General features: G+C 42.3%; 21 protein-coding genes and 1 CRISPR repeat array. Of the genes, 8 read left to right on the top strand and 13 right to left on the bottom strand.

The window, feature by feature from the left end:
* The first annotated feature begins 73 nt into the window (after positions 1 to 73).
* Both pyrE and PL8927_RS21920 read left to right on the top strand, forming a co-directional pair.
* Entirely contained in the window at positions 74 to 700 is a 627-nt protein-coding gene (gene pyrE, locus PL8927_RS21915; RefSeq protein ID WP_083625579.1) for an orotate phosphoribosyltransferase, read from the top strand.
* Between the two features lie 56 nt (positions 701 to 756).
* The gene (locus PL8927_RS21920) at positions 757 to 1,272 is read left to right on the top strand and encodes a hypothetical protein (RefSeq protein ID WP_083625580.1); all 516 of its coding nucleotides are present in this window, start codon (positions 757 to 759) and stop codon (positions 1,270 to 1,272) included.
* An 84-nt stretch (positions 1,273 to 1,356) separates the two neighbouring features.
* Here the strand turns inward: PL8927_RS21920 and PL8927_RS21925 are convergent, their stop codons facing one another.
* The 4 genes from PL8927_RS21925 to PL8927_RS21940 all read right to left on the bottom strand — a co-directional run bounded on the left by PL8927_RS21925 (position 1,357) and on the right by PL8927_RS21940 (position 6,425).
* Positions 1,357 to 2,574 (bottom strand): M20 family metallopeptidase, encoded by a 1,218-nt coding sequence (locus tag PL8927_RS21925; RefSeq protein WP_083625581.1) that lies wholly within the window; start codon positions 2,572 to 2,574, stop codon positions 1,357 to 1,359.
* A 151-nt stretch (positions 2,575 to 2,725) separates the two neighbouring features.
* Positions 2,726 to 3,406: a dethiobiotin synthase gene (gene bioD, locus PL8927_RS21930; protein ID WP_083625582.1), complete on the bottom strand. Its 681-nt coding sequence runs from the start codon at positions 3,404 to 3,406 to the stop codon at positions 2,726 to 2,728.
* Positions 3,407 to 3,767: 361 nt separating this feature from the next.
* A complete protein-coding gene (locus PL8927_RS21935; protein ID WP_083625583.1) occupies positions 3,768 to 5,750 on the bottom strand; it encodes a serine/threonine-protein kinase in 1,983 nt (660 codons plus the stop codon).
* Positions 5,751 to 5,969: 219 nt separating this feature from the next.
* Positions 5,970 to 6,425 (bottom strand): GatB/YqeY domain-containing protein, encoded by a 456-nt coding sequence (locus tag PL8927_RS21940; protein WP_083625670.1) that lies wholly within the window; start codon positions 6,423 to 6,425, stop codon positions 5,970 to 5,972.
* A 345-nt stretch (positions 6,426 to 6,770) separates the two neighbouring features.
* Here PL8927_RS21940 and PL8927_RS21945 point away from each other — a divergent pair, with 345 nt between their 5' ends.
* Positions 6,771 to 7,763 carry a ribose-phosphate pyrophosphokinase gene (locus PL8927_RS21945; RefSeq protein WP_083625584.1) on the top strand — a complete coding sequence of 331 codons (993 nt, stop codon included), beginning with the start codon at positions 6,771 to 6,773 and terminating at the stop codon, positions 7,761 to 7,763.
* 93 nt (positions 7,764 to 7,856) lie between these two features.
* Here the strand turns inward: PL8927_RS21945 and PL8927_RS21950 are convergent, their stop codons facing one another.
* Positions 7,857 to 8,261: a peptidoglycan-binding domain-containing protein gene (locus PL8927_RS21950; RefSeq protein WP_083625585.1), complete on the bottom strand. Its 405-nt coding sequence runs from the start codon at positions 8,259 to 8,261 to the stop codon at positions 7,857 to 7,859.
* Positions 8,262 to 8,672: 411 nt separating this feature from the next.
* Here PL8927_RS21950 and PL8927_RS21955 point away from each other — a divergent pair, with 411 nt between their 5' ends.
* Positions 8,673 to 10,307: an MSCRAMM family protein gene (locus PL8927_RS21955; protein ID WP_083625586.1), complete on the top strand. Its 1,635-nt coding sequence runs from the start codon at positions 8,673 to 8,675 to the stop codon at positions 10,305 to 10,307.
* 58 nt (positions 10,308 to 10,365) lie between these two features.
* Here the strand turns inward: PL8927_RS21955 and PL8927_RS21960 are convergent, their stop codons facing one another.
* The 4 genes from PL8927_RS21960 to PL8927_RS21975 form a co-directional block, all read right to left on the bottom strand.
* Entirely contained in the window at positions 10,366 to 11,607 is a 1,242-nt protein-coding gene (locus PL8927_RS21960; RefSeq protein ID WP_083625587.1) for a URC4/urg3 family protein, read from the bottom strand.
* 374 nt (positions 11,608 to 11,981) lie between these two features.
* The gene (locus PL8927_RS21965; RefSeq protein WP_083625588.1) at positions 11,982 to 13,241 is read right to left on the bottom strand and encodes a GTP cyclohydrolase II; all 1,260 of its coding nucleotides are present in this window, start codon (positions 13,239 to 13,241) and stop codon (positions 11,982 to 11,984) included.
* 76 nt (positions 13,242 to 13,317) lie between these two features.
* Positions 13,318 to 13,548 (bottom strand): sulfur carrier protein ThiS, encoded by a 231-nt coding sequence (thiS, locus tag PL8927_RS21970; protein WP_083625589.1) that lies wholly within the window; start codon positions 13,546 to 13,548, stop codon positions 13,318 to 13,320.
* 14 nt (positions 13,549 to 13,562) lie between these two features.
* Positions 13,563 to 14,633: a thiamine phosphate synthase gene (locus tag PL8927_RS21975; RefSeq protein WP_083625590.1), complete on the bottom strand. Its 1,071-nt coding sequence runs from the start codon at positions 14,631 to 14,633 to the stop codon at positions 13,563 to 13,565.
* Positions 14,634 to 14,972: 339 nt separating this feature from the next.
* Here PL8927_RS21975 and PL8927_RS21980 point away from each other — a divergent pair, with 339 nt between their 5' ends.
* Positions 14,973 to 16,844, top strand: a complete 1,872-nt coding sequence (locus tag PL8927_RS21980; protein ID WP_156093283.1) for a DUF1565 domain-containing protein — start codon at positions 14,973 to 14,975, stop codon at positions 16,842 to 16,844.
* Positions 16,845 to 17,104: 260 nt separating this feature from the next.
* A CRISPR array of direct repeats spans positions 17,105 to 19,507; the repeat unit is 37 nt; unit sequence GTTGAAATCAGCTATAATCCCTATCAGGGATTGAAAC.
* A 123-nt stretch (positions 19,508 to 19,630) separates the two neighbouring features.
* Here the strand turns inward: PL8927_RS21980 and tgt are convergent.
* Entirely contained in the window at positions 19,631 to 20,794 is a 1,164-nt protein-coding gene (gene tgt, locus PL8927_RS21985) for a tRNA guanosine(34) transglycosylase Tgt (protein WP_083625592.1), read from the bottom strand.
* Positions 20,795 to 20,928: 134 nt separating this feature from the next.
* Positions 20,929 to 21,381, bottom strand: coding sequence for a hypothetical protein (locus tag PL8927_RS21990; RefSeq protein ID WP_083625593.1), 453 nt, complete (start codon positions 21,379 to 21,381; stop codon positions 20,929 to 20,931).
* 582 nt (positions 21,382 to 21,963) lie between these two features.
* Here PL8927_RS21990 and cobS point away from each other — a divergent pair.
* The gene (gene cobS / locus PL8927_RS21995) at positions 21,964 to 22,761 is read left to right on the top strand and encodes an adenosylcobinamide-GDP ribazoletransferase (protein WP_083625594.1); all 798 of its coding nucleotides are present in this window, start codon (positions 21,964 to 21,966) and stop codon (positions 22,759 to 22,761) included.
* A 260-nt stretch (positions 22,762 to 23,021) separates the two neighbouring features.
* Here the strand turns inward: cobS and PL8927_RS22000 are convergent, their stop codons facing one another.
* Positions 23,022 to 24,245: a hydrogenase gene (locus tag PL8927_RS22000; protein WP_083625595.1), complete on the bottom strand. Its 1,224-nt coding sequence runs from the start codon at positions 24,243 to 24,245 to the stop codon at positions 23,022 to 23,024.
* 217 nt (positions 24,246 to 24,462) lie between these two features.
* Between PL8927_RS22000 and PL8927_RS22005 the strand changes: the two genes are divergently transcribed.
* A complete protein-coding gene (locus tag PL8927_RS22005) occupies positions 24,463 to 24,675 on the top strand; it encodes a hypothetical protein (protein WP_083625596.1) in 213 nt (70 codons plus the stop codon).
* A gap of 295 nt (positions 24,676 to 24,970) precedes the next feature.
* Positions 24,971 to 25,405 (top strand): hypothetical protein, encoded by a 435-nt coding sequence (locus tag PL8927_RS22010; protein WP_083625597.1) that lies wholly within the window; start codon positions 24,971 to 24,973, stop codon positions 25,403 to 25,405.
* Positions 25,406 to 25,422: 17 nt separating this feature from the next.
* Here the strand turns inward: PL8927_RS22010 and PL8927_RS22015 are convergent, their stop codons facing one another.
* A complete protein-coding gene (locus PL8927_RS22015) occupies positions 25,423 to 26,022 on the bottom strand; it encodes a DUF928 domain-containing protein (protein WP_083625598.1) in 600 nt (199 codons plus the stop codon).
* Between the last annotated feature and the right edge of the window lie 70 nt (positions 26,023 to 26,092).

A 26,092-nucleotide genomic window follows, 5' to 3' on the forward strand; every position in this document is an offset into this window, starting at 1 on the left:
ATCGTGAATTTTTATAAAATTAGGAGATTTTCCTGTAAACTAAAATTATGAACTCAATCCCTTCTCATTGTCAATGGATCAACAACAACAGCAAGTAACTTTAAACGAGTCTGTCGCTACAACAGATTTAACAACTTTGCGACATTGGCTACTAGATTTATTTTGTCAGTTAGCCTATAAAGAAGGAGATTTTGTCCTATCTTCCGGTCAACAGAGTTCCTACTATATTAATGGTAAACAAGTCACCCTTCACCCTCAAGGCGCTTTAGCCATTGGCCGTTTATTATTAGCAATGTTACCCGAAAATACCCAAGCCGTCGCCGGATTAACCCTCGGTGCTGACCCAATGGTATCAGCCGTGAGTGTGGTTTCAGCCTATCAAAATCGGCCCGTTTTTGCCTTAATTATTCGCAAGGAAGCCAAAGGACACGGAACTCAAGCTTATATTGAGGGGCCAACCTTACCCGCAGGCGCCCCAGTAGTGGTTTTAGAAGATGTGGTCACGACGGGACAGTCGGCGATGAAAGCGGTTAAACGCCTACAGGATGCGGGTTATCAGGTGAATCAAATTATTGCTTTAGTAGACCGACAACAGGGAGGCGGCGAACTCTACGCGGCGGAAGGGTTAGAATTTAGTCGCTTATTCACGATAGATGACTTAAAAGCCCATAACGCTAGTATCAACTGTGCAAAAATGTGATATCCTCCTGATATTTTCAATTTTGCGATATACCATCCCTTCCCAAAAAATTATCGATGAACAGCAAACATTTAATCGGGCCTGGATTTGCGCTGCTGTTAGGTACAGTCTTCCTGGGGGCTGCGGTTGCTAAGGAACTGACCGCAGACGAGAAAACAGTGGTTTGTAAACTCAAAGAAGTGGTTAAGGAGGCGGGAAGAGACGGTTATGAATTGGCATTTTGGCCAGTTGTCCGTAAGGGGCCTCCAAAAGCAAATGCGCCTTTAACGATGCGGCTTGATCCTTCTGTAGAATATTTATTTGTGGGCTATTGTGACGAAAATTGTACCGACGTGAATTTGAGTATTAAAACCCTCGGTGGACAAGTTTTACAGTCGGAGAAAGATACATTATCGGTAATGACCTTTAAACCGCCTGAATTCAAGGATTATGAACTCAATCTCAATATGGCCAGTTGTAGCACTAAAGATGGGTGTGTTTATGGAATTGGAATTTTAGCCCCTAAAGGCGTTAAAGTTCCCCATGCTCCCGTATTACCCAAAGAAATCGCTCAATTTGAGTTTTGTAAATGATTTGTTGTCGGTTGTCTGTTAACAGCTAACCGTCAACCGTCAACATTTCCCCTTCCTCCCTAGTTAGTTTTTAAGTAACGGTTACTAATGAAGGGTGCAGAATTTTTCCACACAGCGAACAAACATTTCTACACCCATTCCTAAAACCGTTTCATCAAAATCAAAACGAGGATGATGATGGGGAAAAGCCAAATTTTTATCGGGATTTGATGACCCCAAAAAGAAATAACAACCGGGAACTTCTTGGAGAAAATAGGAGATATCTTCGGCTGCCATAGTTTGACATTCGGGAACAATTCCCGCCGGAGTTTCTACCACCGTTTCCGCGATGCTCTGCACCAAATCCGCTATCCGTTTGTCATTAATCACCGGAGGATATAAAGGCGCGTAATTGAGTTCATAACTGGCTCCATGAATTTGACAAACACCCGCAATAATTTGTTCAACTCGTGTTCCAAAAAACCCTTGATAGCTCGGGTTAAAATATCGAACCGTTCCCAACATTTTAGCACTATCAGCAATCACATTATCGGTTTTTCCTCCATGCAGGGAACCCACACTCACAACGGCCGCCTCTAACGGATTAACATTCCGAGAAACAATCGTTTGTAAGGCTAAAACAACATGGGAAGCAACAAGAATAGAATCAATGGTTTGATGGGGAATTGCACCATGTCCGCCTTTTCCATAAATCGTACATTGAAATTTTTCCACCGCCGCCATTAACGCCCCGCTACGGACTCCAATAGTTCCCAAAGGTAAATTATTCCACAGGTGTAAACCAATTAAAGCATCTACATCTGGGTTCTTTAAAACCCCCGCCTCAATCATCGGTTTAGCCCCTCCTGGCCCCTCTTCGGCGGGTTGAAAAATAATTTTAACTACGCCTTGAAAACGATGGCGATGATGGGCTAAATAATAAGCTGTTCCTAATGCGATCGCTGTGTGACCATCATGACCGCAGGCGTGCATAATCCCTGGATGTTGAGATTGATAAGAAACATCATTTTCTTCTTGAATGGGTAAAGCATCTAAATCCGCACGAATAGCTAAAACCGGCCCTGGTTTTCCACTATCAATAGTCGCAACAATTCCCGTTTTAGCAATTCCAGTTTGATGATCAATTCCCCATTTTTTCAGGTGTTGAGAGACAAATTCTGCCGTCAAGATTTCAGTAAATCCCAGTTCAGGATACTGATGTAAACGGCGTCGCCATTCCACTAACTGGGGTTGCAAATTACGAATATCGAGTCGCAGTTGCGATATATGAACTGAATTTAAGCCCGGAAGTGTAGAAACCATTGGTATGCAGAAAAGCTAAAAACTATATTAAGAAGTAAAATTAATTATAACATTTATGAACAAGCTATTTCTGATTCCTTTGTTACAGCCTATGTAGAACAGGCAAGATGCCTGTTCAGTAGGTGTTGGGTTTATTAATAAATTGTTTGAATTAAGAAAAAATTATTTCTAGGTTTAAATTGGAAGCCATTTGAGTCAATTTTTCCCGATCCGTCGGAGTGTCAAGATGAGGCAAAATTCCTAAAATGGGAATTTGGGTTAAAGACTCGATCAGATGAATAGGAGTCCAATGTTCGATATCTGCTTCTGAACAAGGTTCGACACAATTTAAGATTAACCCTTGTAGAAATACTCCCATTTGTCGAGCTAAGGCTACATTAGCAACGGCTTGAGCGATCGCCCCTAAACGTACAGGAACGACTAAAATTGTCGGTAAATGCCAATCTCTGGCTAAATCAGCCACCGTTAATTCGGCCGTAACCGGAGAACCTAACCCTCCCAACCCTTCAACTAATACAAAATCCCGACTTTGTTGTAACTGGCAAAATTGCGACCAAACTAATTTTAAATCGATGGTTTTTCCTTCCAATTCCGCAGCAATTGGAGGAGCCAGAGGAGCTTCAAAATGTATAGGATTAATCTCTTGCAGAGATTGATTTAAAGCAAAATATTCGCTATAAAATTCTCGATCCCCAATTCCCGTTTGTATCGGTTTAAATACTCCTAAACTCCGCGATAAATAATAGGTTTGCCAATAGGAAATTAACGCGCTGGTTAATACGGTTTTCCCAACATTCGTATCCGTTCCCGCAATCAATAAATTCTTTTTCACAATTCAACCAATTTAACCTTTATTAATTTATAGCAGGGAATAGGGAACAGGGAACAGGGAACAGGGAAGTAGGGGCTTGTGTCCCTCCTCCATCGGTGTCAACTTAGGCCGAAAAACCAAAAGTTCGTTGATTTTTTTAAGCGTCCTAGATCCCCCCTAACCCCCCTTGAAAAGGGGGGAACAGGAGATCAAAGTCCCCCTTTTTAAGGCAGGGCTGTTTCATTCTACAAAATTGGGGAGACAAATTGAGTCCCCAATTTTCTAAATTAAAACCCNTAATCTGGGCTATAATTCAGAGGTTTTCGGCTTAAGTTGACACGGATGGGTCTCCTCGCCCGTCAACCGTCAACAGTCAACGGTTTTATTCCAACTGAGGGGCAGTAATGGGTTGAGATTCAGGTGCTGGGATGGGACTGGGTTCAGGCGTCGGTTCAGGCGTCGGTTCAGGAGTAGGACTAGGTTCTAATGGGGGTGCTGGGGAAGGTTCAGGAGCAGGTTCAGGAGCAGGTTCAGGCGTCGGTTCAGGCGTCGGTTCAGGAGTCGGTTGGGGTGTGGGTTTTGGGGTAGGAACAGGAGCAGGAGCAGGTTCAGGTTCAGGTTCAGGTTCAGGTGCAAAGGTGGGTTGGGGTGTGGGTTCGGGTTCAGGAATCGGGGCGGGTTCGGGTTCGGGTTCAACTTCAGGCGGCACAATCGGGGAAAGGGTATTAATTAACGTCAGGTCTAACTTATAGTTACTTTCTGGTAGCCCAGGAATCGTATTCAGAATCACCGTATAGTCTCCACTAGAGGGCAGAGTTCCTTGCCATAAAGAGACCGCTTCTCCCTGATTAATCGGTTGTTGATCCGGGCCAAGCAACGTGAACAACACTCCATCCCCACTCACAGACGCATAAAACTGTTGTCCAGCTTCGGCGGGAACGACATAGTTAGCGGCTTGATTCGCTTTCAGATTTCCTTCAATTACCGTCGGTTCACCCTCGACTAAACTCAGACGTCGGGTAGTGGGTGTTGGCTCAGTTGGAGAAGGTGTCGGGACTTGATTCGGTGAGGTAGTCGGCGGTATAACGTTCGGTAAGGGCAAAGACGGTAAAGGACTTGACGGATTAGCGAGGGGCGGATTCACCTCCGAGGGGGTATCTTGGGAGTTGCGATCGGCAACTTTGAGAAATCCTTTTACTAACGCCCAAGAGCCCCAAGCTGCTAAACAGGCCACCAAAACACCCGCCACAATCACCGTTGCGGGTTTATCCCAGAGGGATTGAGATCCCGACCAAATCGGATCGGGAGTAGGAGTTGAGAACGGGTTGGGGGTAGGAGGTGGAACAACAGGACTATTATTATTCTGGGCTTGCTGTTGACCGGATTGAGTAATTAACGGTCGTCCGACAGCTAGGGTCGGGAGTTGAGAAAAATTCGGGTCTGGGGGTTGGGGTGTGGGTGAGGGAACTGGTATGGGTAGAGTTTGAGTGGGGGGAAAATTCAAGGGCTGATTCAGGGTTTGTAGCGCTTGCTCAACCTCTGGGGCCGATTGATAGCGATCGCTCGGTTGCCGACTCAACATTCGATTTAGAATTTGAGCGAAATTCGGACTCACCTTAACATAAGGTTGCCAATTCCAAGATAAAGCCGTTTGATCGAGTAAATATTGCGGTTCTTGACCCGTTAATAAAACAATTACCGTCACCGCTAAAGCATATAAATCACTACTGGGAAAAGCTTGTCCCGTTTGAATTTGTTCAAAAGGAGCATAGCCTAATTTTCCCACGCGAGTTGCTGGAGGTAAGGTTAAATCAGGGGTATTGATGCGAGTTGCTAATTCAATCACCACCCCAAAATCGATTAAAATAGGCAATTGATCTTGATGACGTAAAATAATATTATCAGGAGAAATATCTCGATGAATAATGCCTACACTATGAATATGGGCTAAAACAGGCAACATTTGCCGTAAAAATAGCACCATTTCTGCTTCTGTAAACGTTTTAGGAAGACCAGCAGCCCCATTTTTTCGTTCCATTAATAGGGCATGATAGGTTTTACCTTCCACATAATCTTGGACTAAAAATAACCGTTGATTTTCTTCAAAAACTGCCCCAAATTGGGGAATTTGAGCATGATGAATTTGGTAGAGAATTTGCGCTTCCCGGCGAAATAATTCTTGAGATTTTTGTAGTGCATAAGTTCCGGCTTGGACGGGAATAAATTCTTTTAAGGCGCAGCGCTCGTTAAATCGTCCTTGATCTTCGGCTAAATAAGTCCGACCAAATCCCCCCTGACCTAAAACGCTGATCAAGCGGTAGCGGTTTTGCAGAATTGTCCCAACGGGAATAGCAGTTTGCGTCATGCGTCTAGGAGATGAGTAATCGAAAAACCCGGATGAAAATTTAACCTTTGTATTATAAGGCTTAGGCACAATTAAGCTAATTTAATCAGAATGAACTACAGAAGCAAAGATGTTGATTCCGCAATTTAGATTCATTAGATTTAATCAGATTATTATCCTTAATCTGGTGGTTAGCTGTTAACCGTCAACCGTCAACCGTCAACAGCCAACCGTCAACACTCAACCTAATTTAGCTTTAACAAGTTCCTGAACCTTTTTACCGTCTGTTTGACCTTTTAAGCGTTGCATGGCCAGCCCCATAACTTTCCCCATATCTTTAGCAGAAGTTGCACCCATCTCGACAATAACTTGATCAATAATGGTACTCACTTCTTCATCGGTCAGTTGTTTGGGAAGATATTCTTCAATGATGGCGAGTTCAGCTTTTTCTTTGTCCGCTAAATCCTCCCGTCCAGCTTTCTGATATTGTTCAATGGAGTCTCGGCGTTGTTTAGCCGATTGAATTAACACTTCTAATTCTTGAGCTTCGGTGAGGGAATCTTTTCCGTCTCCCCCAGCACTGGTTTCTTTCTCTAGCAGCACTTTCTTAATGCTGCGAACGGTTTCTAGCCGCAGCTTGTCCTTAGACTTCATGGCGACTTTGATATCTTCACTAACTCGATCTTTGAGACTCATGGCTTTTAACCTGACTTGCATCTGCTCTCCAAATCATAACAGACAGACCTTTAGACCAAAATACAGTTTCTTCTTGTTCTATTTGCTGAACTGTTTTAACATAAATTTCAGTATTTTCCCTGTTTTAATTTCAGCAATTTTTCTCCACAATTAATATAGAGGACGTTCGTGATCAGAATTTCAAGCAGCAGTGCTTGAACTTATCGAAAAACGACGTTTTCCCTTGGCGTCTGACTGTTGTGCGTTTGTACATCGAGCAATAGAATTCAATCCGCCAAGGCTGTTCCGAATTCCAGTCTTTTCTGGAATGATAAGATTGCCATGAATGAACTGTGAGGGTTCGCTGTGATCCGTTCTGCTATATTACCCCTTCCGTACTCTGAGCCATTGGTTGCTGATCATAGTCGGTTACGACTGTTTTCAGGATCTGCCAATACTCCCCTATCGCTGGAAGTAAGCCGTTATTTAGGCATTGACTTAGGGCCAATGGTTCGCAAGCGATTCGCCGATGGAGAAATTTACATCCAGATTCAAGAGTCAATTCGAGGCTGTGATGTCTATCTGATTCAACCGTCCTGCTATCCGGTCAATGACAACTTAATGGAGTTATTGATCATGATCGATGCTTGTAGACGGGCTTCTGCGCGTCAAATTACGGCCGTTATTCCCTATTATGGATACGCCAGAGCCGATCGCAAAACCGCAGGTCGTGAGTCGATCACTGCCAAATTAGTGGCTAACTTGATTACTGAAGCGGGTGCTAGTCGGATTCTCGCAATGGATTTACACTCGGCTCAGATTCAAGGATATTTTGATATTCCCTTTGATCATGTTTATGGTTCTCCGGTAATTTTAGATTACCTGATCAGCAAACAGTTATCCGATCTGGTTGTTGTTTCCCCAGATGTCGGTGGAGTCGCCCGTGCGAGGGCTTTTGCCAAGAAACTCAATGATGCTCCTTTAGCAATTATTGATAAACGTCGTCAAGCCCATAATGTGGCAGAAGTGCTGAATGTGATTGGCGATGTTAAAGGGAAAACTGCCGTTTTAGTCGATGACATGATTGATACGGCGGGGACGATTTCTGAAGGCGCTCGTTTACTGCGTCGAGAAGGTGCCCGTCAAGTCTACGCCTGCGCCACCCATGCGGTCTTCTCTCCTCCTGCAATTGAACGTTTATCCAGTGGGGTGTTTGAAGAAGTGATCGTCACCAATACGATTCCGATCAGCCCGGAGAAACAGTTTGAGCAGTTAACTGTTCTATCTGTTGCTAATTTACTCGGTGAAACGATTTGGCGCATACATGAAGATAGCTCTGTGAGCAGTATGTTCCGGTAATCAAGTATCCGCATCATCAGTTATCAGTCAGTAGAGACGTTGCATGCAACGTCTCTACACAGTCAACGGTCAACAATCAACGGATTATTGTTATTAACAGCCATGATAAATTTGGGCTTGACTTAATCCGAAATCCCGGAGATAATGGAGCCAACGTTTAGCAATATCGGCGTTAAAAAACGGCCCTACAGCTACTTTGGGTTCAAATAAACTATCGCGTTGATAAACGCCTGTTTCGGGTACACCTAATAAAATCACTTGTTCGGCAATTTTTGGTAAATCTTCTCGTTTCCCAGGAATCACAACAAAATAAGCCGCGTTCGTTTTCCCTCCATAAACCCCATATTTTTGTTGTGCTTGTTCTAATGAGGCTTCTGTTTCTGAACTCCAACGACCATTAACTGCACCCGGATCATAACCCATTGCTTGCAGTCGCCGTTGTAACTCTAATACAATTAATTTACTATAGTGTTGTCGTCCGAATAAGGGCTTATCCATCTATTGATATTTTAAGTGGATTGAGCGATCGCAGATTCCCTTCCTGATTGTAGCGGTTTATCAGGAGAATGGTTAGAAAAACAGACTAAGTAAATGAGCTTAATCTTTCTTTTTATAGATTTTCTTCCTGTTTAAATAATAAACAAAAAAACCTTATTCCTCTGTTATCAAAATCCCAGTTAGATTAATTATGTTATATATCATTTAACCTTTTATATTTAAAATCAATAATTTGATCGGCTGAGGGCTCACTGCTGTTATTGGGCCATCTGAATTCATAAAATTTAATTCTGGGGCTTCTAACTAGAAGAAAAATCAAAGATAGAGTAGCATAATAGCCAGATTCTCAGTTTTCATCAGAAAAACCATAGAGGGTAGTTCAATTATCAGTCATAACAGGACAATTTATTTATGGACTCTTTCTTTTCAGATAATTTATCCGCCTCCAGCACAATTCCTTTTCTGAATGTAGAAACGCCATTGGACTCCATCAGGGAAGGCCGCCAAAACCCGGCTCCGGTGACAGTGGCTTCTGGACAAAACCTCAACGGTATTAACTTCGGAAATACCCAATTCGGTTCCATCAGTGGAATTAAGTTTAATGACCTTAATCAAGATAGCCTGCTCACGGCTGGAGAACCTAGTTTAGCCGGATGGACTATCTTTATTGATACCAACAATAATGGCACCTTAGAAGCCACAGAACCCACCACTGTCACCAATGCGACTGGCGCCTATGCCTTCACGAACTTAGCTCCGGCTAGTTATACCGTTCGAGAAGTACAGCAAGCCGGATGGGTACAAACCACTGCTAACCCTGGCCCGGTGAACGTGACTGGGGGTGTAGATATCACCGGAATTAACTTCGGGAATAGCCAATCGGGTACGATCACCGGAATTAAATTCAACGATAATAATGGTAACGCCTTGTTTGATGCTGGGGAAACGCCGTTACAGGGATGGACAATTTTTGCTGATGGCAACAATAATGGCGTTCTCGATACCGGAGAAGGCTCCCTAGTCACAGGCGCGGATGGTCGTTACACCTTCGCTAATGTTCCGCCAGGGAATTATACCCTACGGGAAGTTCAGCAACCCGGATGGACACAAACAACCCCGAACCCTGGCCCAATTGGGGTGAGTGGGGGTACAAATGCGATTATCAACTTTGGCAACCGTCAGTTTGGTTCGATTAGTGGGGTCAAATTTAATGATCTCAATAGTAATGCCACCTTGGATACTGGGGAACCTAGTTTAGCCGGATGGACAATTTTTATTGATGCCAATAATAATGGCACCTTAGAAGCCACAGAACCCACTACTGTAACCAATGCTACTGGGGCCTATGCCTTCACGAACTTAGAGCCTGCTAGTTATACCGTTCGAGAAGTGCAACAAGCCGGATGGGTACAAACGACCCCAAACCCTGGTGCTGTGAACGTAACCGGGGGTACGGACATCACTGGAATTAACTTTGGTAATAACCAATTTGGTACGATCACAGGTTTAAAGTTCAGTGACACCAACACCAATGCCTTGTTTGATGCCGGAGAAACCCCGTTACAGGGGTGGACGATTTTTATTGATGCCAACGGTAATGGTACGCTTGAAGCCACAGAAGCTAGTGCTGTTACAGGCGCGGATGGTCGCTACACCTTTGCCAGCGTTCCTCCAGGGAATTATACCCTGCTGGAAGTTCAGCAACCCGGATGGACACAGACGACCCCTAACCCTGGCTCCGTTGGCATCAGTGGTGGCACGAATGCGATCGTCAACTTTGGCAACCGTCAATTCGGTTCTATCAGTGGCATAAAGTTTAATGATACAAACGCCAATAGTTTGTTTGATGCGGGTGAAACCCCTTTGCAAGGGTGGACAATTTATATTGATTCCAATGTTAACGGCGTTCTTGACCCCACAGAACCTACAACCGTAACCGGAACTGATGGCAGTTACGTTTTTACTAACGTTCCGCCGGGGAATTATGTATTGCGGGAAGTTCAACAAGCTGGATGGACACAAACAGTTCCCCCAGTACAAGCTTAATTAGTAATCAGTGTAGAGACGTTGTATGCAACGTCTCTACACTAATATTATTTATAACTTAAAATACTGTTCCATCACTATCTAACTTTAGAGGTGGAGAACTATCAAAACGGCGTTGTTTAGCAATTTCTCGTCCGGCGTTCCAGGTTCCGCCTTGTAATATTTTAACTAGAGGAAATTCTAGGGGAGTAAGATTTAATTTTTGGCGAATAATTTCAGCCATTTGATCGAGTATAATAATAGTTAGCGATCGCCATTCTATTATAACACTAGAATCAGGTTTATGCAATTTTTCAGATAAACTGGGATCTTTTAATTCTAATAATCCTAAATCTAAGCATAATCCCCCATTGCGATATTCTGCTAATCCCGTTAACTGTTCTAAATCAATAATTTTTAATCCTAAATCCTGTAAAGGTTCCAGTAAAGAATAAGTTAACCATTGAGAGAGTTTATGGAAGGGAACAAAGGGATATTGTGAATCTAATGCTTCTAATCCTGGATAATACCAAACATCCCCTAAATTAACGTGATTCAGGGTTAATCGTCCTGGCCAAATTTCTCCTAATCCTTCTAAAATAGTCGTTAAAACCGTAACAGCACTGAGTTGATTGTCTGGGGTTTGGGTTAAGAAATAATCGGCTAATTTTCCGGGTCTAGGGTTGTTTTCTCCAAATAAATGAGGGTAATTATATAACGTTTCACCTAATTTTTGTAAGAGTTCTAATCTGCCTTTAATTCCGGTTAAGGGATTATTTTGATTAACTTGAAATCCCGTAGCTAATTGAGATTCTGTTAAATGAATTAATCCAACTGCATCCGCTTGAAAAGGAGATTCAGGATCACTCGAAAACATCCCCTGACAGAACATTTGATAACTCGCAACTGCTAACCCTTCAGAACGTTGCCAAATTAACCCAGTTTCCGGTTCTTGATAGTACCATTTTTCTCCTGCACCTGCATCCAATAATACACTAATAATGGCTAAATCAAGTTTAGCTTGGGTTTGTTTTATGACGGATAAAGAATTTAACTGTTTTTGTAAGGTTTGAATTCGAGGAATATTCCCAACTTCAAAATGTCGCCATCGGGAATGGAAAGGAACATTCAGGTCAGGATAGTTTTTAATAATATTATCTACAACAAAATTAGCTACAAATTCTAATTTTTCTGGGTGATAACGAAAATGTTGTAATTGATCAGATAAAGCTAAATTAAAAATAAAATTACAGCGTTCTCGAATTGTATGAGGAGAACGAAAATAAGCGATCGCATTTTGAGAGGTTTCTGAATTGTTCATAGTTAAATCAATGGTTTTGTCCGTAGGGGCGGGTTCTTTCAGGAGTTATAATATTTACAGATAACCTTGATAAACCCGCCCTCTTTATTGTCTTTATTGTCAGTTTAGGTTAGACACAGAAACCGAGTTTTTCGTAGGGGTGGGTTCTCTCAGGAGTTAAGCAGTAAAACCAAATAAATTGTATACTGATAATGGCGAGATTCTTCATTCCGCTATAGCGGAATGAAGAATGACAGTATTCCGCTATAGCGGAATGAAGAATGACAGTGGCAATAATTTTGTATCATTGCTGATAATATTTACAGATAACCTTGATAAACCCGCCCTGTTTATTTGTTCCGAAATTTCTCTTTAAAAACCCGGTTTCTATACCCTTAATACTCTCGACCTTTAACATCAAGTAAGCCTTCAGAGTCTAAAACTTCCCCTTCTGTATAATACCCTGCCGCTTTTTTAGCTTCAATTTCCACCTTGGCATCCGCCGGAATTAAATCGTCAGGAATAGCAATGCGTTTAACCACTTCAATTCCCGAATTTACAATAGCATCATATTTCATATTACTCATCGAAACCAACCGATCAATGCGAGTAATTCCTAACCAGTGTAAGACATCCGGCATTAACTCTTGAAGTCGCATATCTTGAACCCCAGCGACACATTCTGTCCGTTCAAAATAAGCATCTGCGCGATCGCCTCCCGTTTGACGTTTACGCGCATTATAAACTAAAAATTTCGTCACTTCTCCTAATGCTCGTCCCTCTTTTCGATAATATACAATTACCCCTGCACCGCCTTCGTGGGCTGTTCTAATACATTCTTCAATGCCATGAACTAAATAGGGGCGACAAGTACAAATATCCGACCCAAAAACATCAGATCCATTACATTCATCATGAACTCGAACCGCCACAGGACGATCAGGATCAGTAATGGCTGCAATATCCCCGACAATATAAACCGTAACTCCCCCAATAGGAGGTAAAAATACTTGTAAATCAGGACGGGTAATTAACTCAGGAAACATCCCCCCAGTTTGTTCAAATATAGCATGACGTAAATCGCTTTCTGTCACCTTCAAACGATGGGCAATTCCGGGTAAATACCACACAGGTTCAATAGCAGCTTTTGTCACCACTAAATCCCCATTTGCTTTCATAATTTTCCCATCAATTTTTAACCGTCCTTTAGCGGCTGCCTCATACAATTCTGGCATATTAATATGGGCTTTTGTAATTGCAATAGTCGGGCGAATATCATAGCCTTTTTCAAAATATTCAGTAAAAACATCCCCAACCACAGCGCCAAAAGGATCGAGAGCGACAATTTTATCGGGATCTGACCAACTGGGATAGGGGCCAATATTGACAATGGGGGAGGTATTGGTTAAGTCGGCGCGGTGGTCGGTTTTCAGGGTTCCCTGAACTACTGCTAAGGCGCGATAAATGGCATAGGAGCCCGAATGTGTGCCAATAACGTTGCGGTGAGTAGGATCAGCTAGGGTTGCAATTAAGGGGCCACGTTTGCGGGGGTCGGCGTTTCCCCAATGAATGGGGATAGGTTTGGCGCCGTAGGAGGTGGGGTGAGATGTTAGAACAATATGCCTAGGTTTGGAATCTCGCTTTTCTTTGGCCATTGCTGTGTCCTCTAATTGAAGATATCCCTATTATTGACATATTTTCGATGTTGACGGTTGACGGTGTAGAGACGTGTCATGGCACGTCTTTACTGACTCCTCCTCCAACAATAGTGACAATTTCTAATACATCACCTTGTTTTATTTCGGTAGTTTCCCAAAATTGACGATGGAGAATTTCACCGTTATATTCTACAGCAATTAAACGGGAATTTAAGCCCTGTTGTGCTAAAAATTCGGGCAGTTTGAGATCAGAAGCACAGGTTTTTAACTCTCCATTAAGTTTTAAAGTAATTGTTTCAGCCATTAGTAATTCTTAGATTAATTGGGTAACACTTTGTAAGCTTTTAAATTTCTAACACGATTTAATTGGGAAAGAAAATATTGAGTCACTAAAGTCGGTTGTTCCGCGTTCATAATTGAACGAACAACAGCAACACGCTCGCAACCCGTCGCCATGACATCATCAAAATTATTCATATCAATTCCTCCAATAGCAAACCAAGGAATAGGTGAATTTTTAACCGCATGACGAACATATTCTAACCCCGCAGCAGGTCTTCCGGCTTTGGTTGGGGTTTCATAAACAGGCCCGACTCCAATATAATCAGCGCCTTCTTGAATGGCTCGTTTTAGGTCTTCTGGACTATGGGTAGAACGACCAATTAACCGTTGAGGGCCTAAGACTTGTCTCGCTAATTCCAGGGGAATATCATCTTGACCTAAATGAACTCCATCAGCATCAACAGCCAAGGCAATATCTACCCGATCATTAACTAAAAATAAGGCATTATAACGATGACACAGTTGACATAATTTTTGGGCAGTTTTTAACCGAATTTCATCAGTAGAATTTTTATCTCGATATTGAACTAAAGTTAATCCTCCTTGTAACGCCGCTTCCACAATTGCAAATAATCGTTCCCCAGGAGAAGTCACTAAATAGAGATAGGAATTTTGTAAAACCTGATGGCGTTGATGGGCGAGTAAACGGCTTTCTAAGGTATAAACTTGATAGCGCATTTGTTTAAAGGTTTTTCCCATTTCCGGGTGATATAATTTCCCGTATTCTTCGAGAACTCGTAACGCTTCTTGCACCCGGCAAAAATTAGCTTGTAATAATTGCTCAATTCCTGAACGTTGTTCTTCTTGGGGATGGCTTAATTCTGTGCCCGGATCATCGGTAGTATTCCGATAGGAACGCAATGTCATTGTATGCCAACGGGCAATTTCTTGGCGCAGATGTTTACATTCTTCTGCGAGTTCTCCACTACCCAGTCCAAACCGACACCATTCTTCAATAATTCTTAACCCTTCACGGGTGCGGTCTAAGTTGGCATCTAAAATACGATATAGGATCGGTTGTGCCAGGGGACTGTATTGTTCCTCCATCCAATTTTCCTCAATATAGGGTGTGATTTTCTCAGATCCAGGGTATACTATTTGCCAATCAATATTGATATTGGGTGCGTCGAGGCAAAGTTCAAAATTCTTAACAGCCAAAATGTTAAATTTAAGGCAAAATTAAGGCTGGTTTGACGCAACTGACATTTTAAACTAATTTCAGTGCGTCAGAGTGCCTTAATTTCTGCGAGTCGTTGTAGCGATGGGATGTCACTAACAGCTAAATCTGAATAGAGACGATCCCTCGCTACCAAAAGAGCACTGAAGCGCTATAACCGATAGAGGCGATAATCCCTAATCCGAACATTCAGTCTTACCCCCCCTGCAATGACAAGGCAACTCGCTATTCCTCAATCTTGCTCATCTTTTGTCCGAACTGCGATCGCATTTCCTTCTCCATTTTTATTAATGGTACTGCGATCTTTTTCCCCATTAATATTAGTTAGTTTGGGTTTAGGACTGTTTTACCCCATATCTGGGTTAGCAGTTCCTCCAAGAAATCAACCCATTACCCAGGCAAGTAATCGTTCTAATTCAGTGATTTATGTCAGTTCTACCACCGGAAATGATGGCGGACAAGGGACACAACAATCTCCTTTGAGAACGATTACAAAAGCGGTGAGTATGGCTCAAGCTAATACGGCAATTATTTTAGCACCGGGAACCTATAGCAGCCAAAGTGGAGAACAATTTCCGATTATTCTTCACTCGAATATGATGCTACAAGGAAATCCGAATACAAAGGGCAAAGATGTTGTGATTAACGGAGGCGGGTTTTATACCAGCCGAACTTTTGCCCGACAAAATATTGCGGTATTGGGAGCCAATGGAGCCAAAATTAGTGGTGTCACGATTACCAATTCCAATGAACGGGGTTATGGATTATGGATTGAATCGAGTTCTTTAATTGTTACTCAAAATACATTTATTGGCAATACCCATGATGGCATTTCTGTTGTGGGAATGAGTGCGCCGATTATTCAAGATAATTATTTTGCTCAAAACGGGGCAAATGGGATGACAATTTATGGGAATTCTCGCCCGGAAGTTCGGAATAACGATTTTCAAAATACCGGATTTGGAATTAATATTGCTCAAAATGCCGCCCCGTTTGTGATTGGAAATCGTGTTTTTGATAATAAAGATGGGGTCGTAATTCAAGCAAACGCTCGACCGATTTTACGCGATAATCAAATCGAACGGAATCAACGGGATGGTATTGTGGCGATCGCTCAATCCTTACCCGATCTCGGCAATACTCAAGAACCGGGACGCAACATAATTCGCAATAATGGCCGTTATGACCTCAACAATGGGACAATCGGCCAACAAATTCAAGCCTACGGGAATCAACTCTCCGCCGCTAAGGTGTTTGGAGCGATCGCCTTATCGGGAACCTACACCCCGGCGTCCGCCCCTTCTCCCCTAGTTAGTCGGGTTTTAAACTCCTCCTCTGCTCGTCAACAGCCAGTGGCCGTTGTTGCCAATGATCCCTCGACGATGACCCCGATTAATACCACATCCGCCCTTCCCGTCTATCTTCCCGAATCCAATCCTACAACTCAAAGCACCATTCCGATTCCTGTTCCTCCTCCCACACCGACCCAAACCCCTACAGCCAGAGCGATTCCCATCCCCGTCCCTCCTCCAGAGTCCCCTGGTTTAACCCCTTTACCCAATACTCGCACCCCCCAACCTGCTGCTAGAACTTCCCCATCGGCAAACTCAACCGCAGTGGGATTAGTCTCAGTATTTTCTCGCTTAATCTTAAATCGTCCGGCGTCTGGCTCATCGGCCCCCCGTCCCCAATCTCAACAAACACCCCAGGCCATTACCCAACCCCCCCAACCCATTCAACCTACCTCTATTGCTGCAATTGGGATTTTAGCGGTTCCAGGGCCAGATATTCCCATCGGGTCAGGAGGCGGTTTACTTCCCAATGAGGTATCGAGTGCCGGAGGTGGCGATATTCCCCTGAGTCCGACGGCTTTGGGATTACGCTATCGGGTTGTGGTGGAAAGTAGTAATGATACTGAATTGCGTCGGATTCGGTCAATTGTCCCAGAAGCGTTTCAAACGGTGGTACAAGGGCGACAGGTGATTCAAGCGGGAGCTTTTCGAGATCAATATCGGGCCAATTCGCTATTACAACAGTTAACCAGTAATGGATTAAGGGCCAGGATTGAATTGATGAATTAGTCTCGTTTGTGGCGACAACCTATAGGTGTTCAAAATAGATCGGCAAAATTAAGGGCTGAAACCTTTGTCTATTCTGGGTTTGAACTCTCTCTTTGTTTCAATGAGGTTGTCGTAACTGCTGAAAGCTTGATTATAAGCGGGTTTTAGCCTTTTTTTATTTTTACCCCTTGCTAAGTCGATGGCTGAAATGGTATATTTAGATCAGGTTGTCAGAATCGTACCTCGAAAACTAAATATATCAAGGGTTTCAGAAGCCTGCGGTTGAAATCAGCTATAATCCCTATCAGGGATTGAAACACTCATCCACGCCGCCAAACGCCCCCTCGGTAAAGTTGAGTTGAAATCAGCTATAATCCCTATCAGGGATTGAAACTCATTTTTATATTTTTCCGTGCATAGGGGGGACGGATGTTGAAATCAGCTATAATCCCTATCAGGGATTGAAACTAACTCCCGTCAATGCCAACAAAGCCCCCTACAGTTGAAATCAGCTATAATCCCTATCAGGGATTGAAACCAGAATTCCCCTGAAAAAGCACCCCATCCAACTACCCTGAGTTGAAATCAGCTATAATCCCTATCAGGGATTGAAACATCATGATGTTCGTCAATTTGCCTTAGAAAATCAGTGTATGAGTTGAAATCAGCTATAATCCCTATCAGGGATTGAAACAAGTTAAGGTCACGACGTAAGAATTAGTCCCACGTTGAAATCAGCTATAATCCCTATCAGGGATTGAAACCTCATAATGGATGAGTGTGGGCAACTTTTCCATAGTTGAAATCAGCTATAATCCCTATCAGGGATTGAAACTGTATGTACAGCAACATTGAAACACTTGCGTCCATTATTGTTGAAATCAGCTATAATCCCTATCAGGGATTGAAACAAAAAATTTGGGAAAAACGTCATGGATGGCGCTTTCGGTTGAAATCAGCTATAATCCCTATCAGGGATTGAAACCTAAATAGTCTGACCATTCCGGCTCACGACATTGAGTTGTTGAAATCAGCTATAATCCCTATCAGGGATTGAAACAGATTGGAGTTTGGATCAGGGATAGGATGTTCCAGTTGAAATCAGCTATAATCCCTATCAGGGATTGAAACGTTCTATCCCGTCCGAGTCTTCCCCGAACATCAAAAGTTGAAATCAGCTATAATCCCTATCAGGGATTGAAACCAAGCATTTTATCGTTAACAGGGATGTTAAAGCACCGTTGAAATCAGCTATAATCCCTATCAGGGATTGAAACAATCTGAAAAGATGATGAGAATCTATGATGCGGGCGTGTTGAAATCAGCTATAATCCCTATCAGGGATTGAAACTACCTATTCGGGTGCACAACACTACACAGACAACGTTGAAATCAGCTATAATCCCTATCAGGGATTGAAACGTACCCGGATACAGATGATATCGGAAAAGCAGTAAATGAAGTTGAAATCAGCTATAATCCCTATCAGGGATTGAAACATCTAACCTAACTACACCTGTAGACAGTCCAGTAGGTTGAAATCAGCTATAATCCCTATCAGGGATTGAAACAACCCAACTGTTAAGAGTCGCTTCTTTAATACCCGTCCTTCTGGTTGAAATCAGCTATAATCCCTATCAGGGATTGAAACCAGAAAAATCCGCTTTACAACTCCGGGGTTCAAGGTTGAAATCAGCTATAATCCCTATCAGGGATTGAAACCCTTTCACAGTGCAGCGAGCGCCCGAAAGGCAAAGTTGAAATCAGCTATAATCCCTATCAGGGATTGAAACCAGAAACAATTGATTTCATCGGGCCGTAATTGGAGTTGAAATCAGCTATAATCCCTATCAGGGATTGAAACGCGACACTTCCGGCTAACCAAGCTGCGGGATCTTGTTGAAATCAGCTATAATCCCTATCAGGGATTGAAACATGGGAATAACAAATTCTGCTACAGGAATATTAAGCGGGTGTTGAAATCAGCTATAATCCCTATCAGGGATTGAAACGAGGATAAAAAGTTAAAAGGATTCTTAGAGGGATTTTTTGAGTTGAAATCAGCTATAATCCCTATCAGGGATTGAAACGTCCTTATAGCTATCGCAAAAAAAATTCTGTTAGTGTTGAAATCAGCTATAATCCCTATCAGGGATTGAAACTACAACACTGAAGGCAAAAGCCATCATATTTATGTAGTTGAAATCAGCTATAATCCCTATCAGGGATTGAAACGGAAAGCAGCTGCTTCTAGTAAATTTGCTAACGGCTCTAAATCGTTGAAATCAGCTATAATCCCTATCAGGGATTGAAACGGAAATGCAAAATTAAACCCGCACAAATTCGGGGGTTGAAATCAGCTATAATCCCTATCAGGGATTGAAACAATAGAAAGGATGCGATCGCGATAATTCTTTTATTGTTGAAATCAGCTATAATCCCTATCAGGGATTGAAACTTCCGTATTAATTGATGATACAGCAACCAATAATTAGTTGAAATCAGCTATAATCCCTATCAGGGATTGAAACTACGATTCCTCTTACAATATTGACACAGATTTGTCAATCGTTGAAATCAGCTATAATCCCTATCAGGGATTGAAACCCGATATTGCAAAAGAAAGTATTTCCCGTAAAAATACCAAGTTGAAATCAGCTATAATCCCTATCAGGGATTGAAACGGGAGCTAAAATTCATAATTCGTAATTCGTAATTCGTAATTCGTAATTCATAATTCGTAATTCGTAATTCCTTTACTGGGATGGGTGAAGAAGCCCTGAAGGGCTTACTACGGGGAAGAAATTTTATCCTTCGGAACGTTTATTCATCTCAAATTCTTCTAAAGCGGCTTCAGAATTGGGTGCTGAACTTAACCAAAATTGAAACTCATCCGCAAACCGATGATTTAAAATAGCATCTCGAATGCGTTGGGTAAAACGAATTAATTCGGTAACATTATGAATCGAGATTAATGTATAGCCTAATAGTTCCTTCGCCCGGATTAAATGACTAATATAAGCCCGACTAAAATTTTGACAGGTATAACAGGGACAGGTTTCATCTAAGGGTTGAAAATCTTCTCGAAATTGAGCATTTTTTAAATTCAATCGTTCTCCCTTAATTAACGCCGCTCCATGACGGGCTAAACGAGTGGGAATCACACAATCAAATAAATCCACCCCCGCAGCAATGGCTTGAGCCATTTCTCGATAGGTTCCTACTCCCATTAAATAACGGGGTTTATTAAAGGGTAAAATTGGCGTTGTCACCTGAACAATTTTTTCAATTAATGTTACAGGTTCCCCTACACTCACGCCCCCAATCGCATATCCAGGTAAATCAAATTCAACTAATTCTTGAGCCGCTTTTTCTCGTAAATCCGCATAAATTCCCCCCTGGACAATTCCGAATAAGGCTTGGTCGGTGCGTTGATGGGCATTAATACAGCGTCCTAACCAGCGTTGGGTGCGTTCTGTGGCTTTTAATACCGCTTCTCGACTCGCCGGATAGGGGGGACATTCATCAAACGCCATAATCACATCCGCCCCTAATTCATTTTGAATTTGGATGGAACGTTCTGGGGTGAAGTTAATGATTTTTCCATCATGGGGAGAACGAAACGTTACCCCTTCTTCGGTAATCGTGCGAATTTGACTTAAACTAAAGACTTGAAATCCCCCGGAATCCGTCAGCATCGGGCCATCCCAGCCCATAAACCGATGTAATCCTCCAGCCCCAGCCACAATCTTTTCTCCAGGTTGTAAATGCAGGTGATAGGTATTCGATAAAACCATCTGAGCGCCTGCATCTTTGAGGTGTGCTGGAGTGAGAGTTTTGACATTTGCCAAGGTTCCCACGGGCATAAATCGTGGAGTTTCTACCCAACCATGAGGGGTATGAAATAACCCAACACGGGCTTTTGTTTGACTACAGCACGCCTGAACTTCAAAAGAGAAAGGGTGTGACATAAAAAAATAGAAAAACGGCTTAGGAGAATCGGGGTTAAAAACGACCCCCCTGCTTCCTATTTTCTATTCTAAACCTCTAAGGGAGCAACCGAATTAAAATTTTCGGTTTGAGGAGATTCTCATCCTTTTATCGCTTAGAACGGGCAGTCATCATCATCAATTTGACTATCCCAATTAGAAGACAAAACTTGATCCATAACCGCATCTAAAGCCGCTGCATTAAAATTGCGATTAAATTGTTCTTGTAAGGGATTTGTTAAAGGAATTAATCGTAACAAACGCCCCCCTTCTTGAACCAGATCAAAATAAGTTTCCTGTTCAGGAGACTGTTTGAGTTCTAAGTAATCAAAACTATAAACATTCAAATACAACGAATGATTCGCAACTAAAGTTGCTTGTTGAGGATTAGCAAAAACTTCTAGGATGTATCCTTCTGCTTCTGTGCATATTTGTCCGTCCTGAATATGCAAATAACGGACACGACCCAAATCAACAAGCAGTTTTTGCATATCCCGCTTGTTAAAAACGATACCCGTATCAATAATGCAAGGAGCAGACACCCTGTAATCTAGTTGGTCGTAACTCATGGAGAAAAAGCCTCAGATGTAATCTGTGAATTACAGAATGGCAATGATTCTGTTGAATGAAATCCGTAGTGACAAAATTTTCCCATCCCTAGGTGTAGAGGAATTACGAACAAAGGGGTCTGGGGGTACAGGTAGCTAACTCCAATACACTTTCCAAACCGGGAACCTTGGATATCTTATTCCTCTTTGTCAATCTAATGGTTTTAATCTAATAATTGTTGAGGGAATAGCTAGACTGAAGCGGGAATTTTGTTCAAACTCCTCTACAAGACTGAGGCTATTCCTGGGGATGATTAAAACCATACTTTTTACTGAATGGTAGATGTGGTAATTGTAGCAAAACTACAACTTTCCAAGCGGACAGGCTGAGTTTATAAGTCATCGATTCCTTCTCTACATCCGAAATGATCGGCAGCAATTAAAAAGGATGGATTCGGTTTCAACTCGATCTGTGATTTAACAACCCTGGAGTTGGTAAACTCCAATTAGCTTTGGCTTGAGTCTGACAAAACATGAGTTGTTATTTCAATTCTGGCATAACCTAGAAAATATTTATAGATCTATGCAAATTTAATTTTTGCTATGTCAGATGATCAGATGATGCGATCAATCGCTCAATTTTTCCAGCAACAGGGTGCAGCGTTAGGGGCGGCGATCGCATTTTATACCTGTGTTCCCATCCCCCTATCTTGGACGTTGGAGTTCCGAGGAATAGCCCGTTTTGCGCCGCTAATTGGGGTGTTGATCGGCGGAATTTTAGGATTAATTGATGGCGGCTTATCCCTATTGGGTTGTCCGGTGTTAACCCGCTCGGTTTTAGTGATTGTGACTGGAATTGGGATCACCGGAGGATTACATTTAGATGGCGCAATGGATACAGCCGATGGTTTAGCGGTAACTGATCCGCATCGACGCCTAGAAGTCATGGCTGATAGTGTAACGGGAGCCTTTGGGGTGATGGCTGCGATCGCGATTATCTGCTTAAAAGTCGCTGCTTTAAGGGATTTGAGTGGGGATCGAGGCTTAATTTTAATGGCTGTAGCCGGGTGGGGACGTTGGGGACAGTTAGTAGCGATCGCTCGTTATCCCTATTTGAAAGCCACCGGAAAAGGCGCGTTTCACAAAGATACCCCCTATTCGTCCTGGGATTTAATTCCCGGTGCGCTATTACTGATTTTGTTCAGTGGGATATTAATGATTCTAAATCCCCAGCGTTGGTTAGTAGCTGTAGGTTTGGCGTTAGGGGGGAGTGCGATCGCTATTTTAATCGGTGCTTGGTTTAACGCTCGTCTGGGAGGACACACCGGAGATACTTACGGCGCCGTTGTTGAATGGACAGAAGCTTTTGTTTTGGTGTTAGTTGTCGCACTCCAAGGGTAGAAGAGGAGTAGGGGGTTTGTAGGGGCGAGGTGACCTCCATTAGTGTCAACTTAACGCTAGAAGTAGGCGCTCAAACTCGAATTCACGCGCTATCTGATTCCCAGTCAATGATCCCCCCTAACCCCCCTTAACAAGGGGGGAACAGGAGATCCAAGTCCCCCTTTTTAAGGGGGATTTAGGGGGATCTAATCTCGGCTATAATCAGAGGTTTTCGGCTTAAGTTGACACCCATGACCCCGCCCCTACCCGTCAACCATTAACTACTTTGCTTCAATCCAGATTTTAATGCCTTCAACCCGCAGACCTTGACCCTTTGTGCCGCAGTATTGGCCGTTGATGCACACGGGAACATCGCCTTTATTTTGGATGTGAGCGGTGTAGAAAACGGTATAGTTAGGGGCTTGGGGGCCGACGAGTTCAATGGCAAAACCTTCAATTTGTCGGTTTTTACCTCGTTCTCCCACCAGTTGACCTTCGGGAGTTAGAGGCGTGTCCCCAATGGTGGCGATATGAGCCATGTAGCGTAAACTTAAACCCGCAATTGCTGGATCTATATTTACTTGGAAGGCTTCTAAACGGCGTCCTTGACCCCGTGTTCCAGCATATTCTCTCGCGGAAAAGGTGCGATCGCCCAATCCTTGTAAATGCACTAAAATTTTTAAGTTAATATTAGAAAGAGTTGCCTTGCCTTGGGCTTTAGCCGCAATGGGAGTATTACCAAAGATAATATTTTTACCTTCAATAGTTGGAGGTAATTTTGTAACATCAATACTGGGAACAATAATTAATTCTGGACTCCCAGATCCTTGAGGTTCATCTAGGATGACAATATCAGGAATTGCAGGTTTAGGAGCAACCGTAACAGATGGGGCTGTTTGTTTGACTGTAAAATTAATTTTTCCTCTGGAAATCGCCACACCGAGAGATTTGCCAAAGGCGCTAGTAATTTGTTCTTCTAAAATTGCCCATTGATTATCATCTAAACTGTCTTGTTTTTCGACTAAGCTAACTAACGCTACTAAAGGATGATTTCCAGTGGCTAAAGCTTCGGCGACCGAATGCAGTTGGTTTGTTTGTTGAGCAATTGCTGTTTGCAATTCACGCGCTTGATTTTGAGCCGTTTGTAACGGAGGAAAGTCTTTTTGTTCGTTGTGGGTGAGGGTTAAAACTTGCTCAATAATTTGCAGAGCTTGTCGGTGAGTCTTGTGATGTCCAGATGTGGGGGTTAAATTCTGCAATAAATTCTGTAACTGTTGTACAGAGGTCGCTTGAATAGCGGGTTGTTGTCCTTGGATGAGCAGTTTTTGTTGAATATCGCTAAAATCTTTAGAGTAGGCGATCAGTTCATCTACTAAGGTTTGTGCAGGTGGAGTTCCTGCGGTTTTCAATTTTTGTGCAGTTTCCGCGAGACGGTTTCCTAAATTGGGATAGCGTTGTGATAATGCAGTCAATTGTTGTTTTAACGTTTCGTAAGCCTGTTCCACAAAGAATAATCCTCCTAGTTTACAATTCGGATCAGCATAGGTAAATATCTCCTATGTTTAATTTTACAGTGTGATTGACATCACCATGAAGCTTTGTTTAACATCACCCCACTCTCTCGGTGAAAATCAGTACAGTAAATGTATCAGGATCACTGAAGATTCCGTAAAAATCTCTAATACTAAATATTGTGATGACCAATCAAAAGAGGGAGTTCCTATGACTTGTATTCGTGAGGTGGTTCAAGAGGTAATCTCTACAGGCTATCTTAGCCTAAGTGTAGAAAACAAATTGAGACAAATGTTACAAACAACCCATTATGATTCTGAAGATATTCATGCTTTTGCAAATTTGCAGTTAGCTGCAATGTCAGGACAGGTAAAACAGGAGTCTCGTGAATTATATCAATTGGCAATTATGCAACAATTTTAAAAGCAGGATCGGTTACAGGAAGCCAAGGATAACTAATTTTAAAGCTTTAATTCTTTACTTTTAATAAACTCATTTTTAATTAAGTTTAATTTAATTTTTTTAATGCTGTTTAGCTGCTTGTGTGATCTAGATCACTTAAGAGGTGTTAATTCAGTCAAAACGAATCGTGCGTATTCTCACGGAGTGGTGATCAGAACATCACAAGGTCAACCCCTGTAGAATCACTGACTTTAAGCCAAAATCCCTAGATTATAAGAACACAAGTCAGGATAGTTCATTCGTGAGAAACAGAAAAATGATCGTGGTTGTCAAATCTACTCAAACCTTTCTCAGTGCTAATGGTTCCCTCAAAACCATTCCCTTATCCGCAACATTTGGCGAGATTGAGTTGGAACAACTCGGTAAAATCGCTGAACACAATCAGTGGAAAACAGAAGATCTCGAACATCGGATTGCTCAAGCTCGGTTAATGGTCGATGCCAATTGGGCGAGTCCTAAAGATCATACTCTTTTAAAATTAGAACAACGGGGAAAATTACATCTGGTGGATGGGATAGAGTATTGGATGGTGGAATTAGAGCAAAACCGGGCGGCGGGAATTTACTTAAATCCAGATACTTATACCCTCGAAGTTATGATTATCAATTTAGAGTGGTTTGCACCCATTCATCGAGAAACGGTAACAACTCTTGAACGATTGATGGAGTTAACCGAGTCCGATTATCCTTAAAAAACCAGTGTTAGCATTTAATTATTTTGGAGTTGGGGTGAACCTGAATTCATCTCAAAGTCAAGGGATGGAACTCCAATTAGCATTTCAAATCCATGAGATGTTAATAAATTTTCCCAAGTCGTTGTTAAAGCAGCGTCATTCGGATTTTGACGTCGCAATTCCTCTAATATAATCAGGGCATCGTACTCTAATCCAATCGATTGATAAAGTTTAAAGCGCTCATAAGCACTCATGGGTTGTAGAAGTTTTTTTTCTATTTCTGTATAAACCGGAAGCCGGAGAATTTTCCCTTCAATTGTAGCACTACCACTCAAATCTCCTGTATTGTCACAGTTTACTTGAAAAGACCAGAAGTAAGGCTTATCTGTTGCTACAAATAACTCAGAAACGGATACAGGTAAACTCAAACGTAATAAACCTGATTGAGTCGCTAAATTGAATTTAGCTTCATAAATTGTTTCTTGATTTTGATCGGAAATTTTAAAGTCCGCACTCATTAAGTATTTTTCAGGATCAGAATTCACCGTTTTATCCCCAGTTTTACCCGATTTCAAGGGAGGAATATAAAACAAAAAAGTAGGAGCATCTGCTATAGAAGTAGGATATTTATTCATTAAGAATTTTTACCCTGAGTTAAGTTAAGCTAGTTAATCAAAATTTCGACTAAGATGATTATAGCTTAAG

This window comes from Planktothrix serta PCC 8927, assembly GCF_900010725.2.
GTDB classification, from domain to species: Bacteria; Cyanobacteriota; Cyanobacteriia; order Cyanobacteriales; family Microcoleaceae; genus Planktothrix; species Planktothrix serta.

Bases quoted from the DNA above. Each gene is read 5' to 3' on its own strand.
- PL8927_RS21955 (WP_083625586.1), top strand. From the start codon at position 8,673: ATGGACTCTTTCTTTTCAGATAATTTATCCGCCTCCAGCACAATTCCT.
- tgt (WP_083625592.1), bottom strand. From the start codon at position 20,794: ATGTCACACCCTTTCTCTTTTGAAGTTCAGGCGTGCTGTAGTCAAACA.
- PL8927_RS21965 (WP_083625588.1), bottom strand. From the start codon at position 13,241: ATGGCCAAAGAAAAGCGAGATTCCAAACCTAGGCATATTGTTCTAACA.
- thiS (WP_083625589.1), bottom strand. From the start codon at position 13,548: ATGGCTGAAACAATTACTTTAAAACTTAATGGAGAGTTAAAAACCTGT.
- PL8927_RS21925 (WP_083625581.1), bottom strand. From the start codon at position 2,574: ATGGTTTCTACACTTCCGGGCTTAAATTCAGTTCATATATCGCAACTG.
- PL8927_RS21975 (WP_083625590.1), bottom strand. From the start codon at position 14,633: ATGGAGGAACAATACAGTCCCCTGGCACAACCGATCCTATATCGTATT.
- PL8927_RS22015 (WP_083625598.1), bottom strand. From the start codon at position 26,022: ATGAATAAATATCCTACTTCTATAGCAGATGCTCCTACTTTTTTGTTT.
- PL8927_RS21950 (WP_083625585.1), bottom strand. From the start codon at position 8,261: ATGGATAAGCCCTTATTCGGACGACAACACTATAGTAAATTAATTGTA.
- PL8927_RS21920 (WP_083625580.1), top strand. From the start codon at position 757: ATGAACAGCAAACATTTAATCGGGCCTGGATTTGCGCTGCTGTTAGGT.
- PL8927_RS22005 (WP_083625596.1), top strand. From the start codon at position 24,463: ATGACTTGTATTCGTGAGGTGGTTCAAGAGGTAATCTCTACAGGCTAT.
- PL8927_RS21940 (WP_083625670.1), bottom strand. From the start codon at position 6,425: ATGAGTCTCAAAGATCGAGTTAGTGAAGATATCAAAGTCGCCATGAAG.
- pyrE (WP_083625579.1), top strand. From the start codon at position 74: ATGGATCAACAACAACAGCAAGTAACTTTAAACGAGTCTGTCGCTACA.
- PL8927_RS21960 (WP_083625587.1), bottom strand. From the start codon at position 11,607: ATGAACAATTCAGAAACCTCTCAAAATGCGATCGCTTATTTTCGTTCT.
- PL8927_RS21980 (WP_156093283.1), top strand. From the start codon at position 14,973: ATGACAAGGCAACTCGCTATTCCTCAATCTTGCTCATCTTTTGTCCGA.
- cobS (WP_083625594.1), top strand. From the start codon at position 21,964: ATGTCAGATGATCAGATGATGCGATCAATCGCTCAATTTTTCCAGCAA.
- PL8927_RS22010 (WP_083625597.1), top strand. From the start codon at position 24,971: ATGATCGTGGTTGTCAAATCTACTCAAACCTTTCTCAGTGCTAATGGT.
- PL8927_RS21935 (WP_083625583.1), bottom strand. From the start codon at position 5,750: ATGACGCAAACTGCTATTCCCGTTGGGACAATTCTGCAAAACCGCTAC.
- PL8927_RS21990 (WP_083625593.1), bottom strand. From the start codon at position 21,381: ATGAGTTACGACCAACTAGATTACAGGGTGTCTGCTCCTTGCATTATT.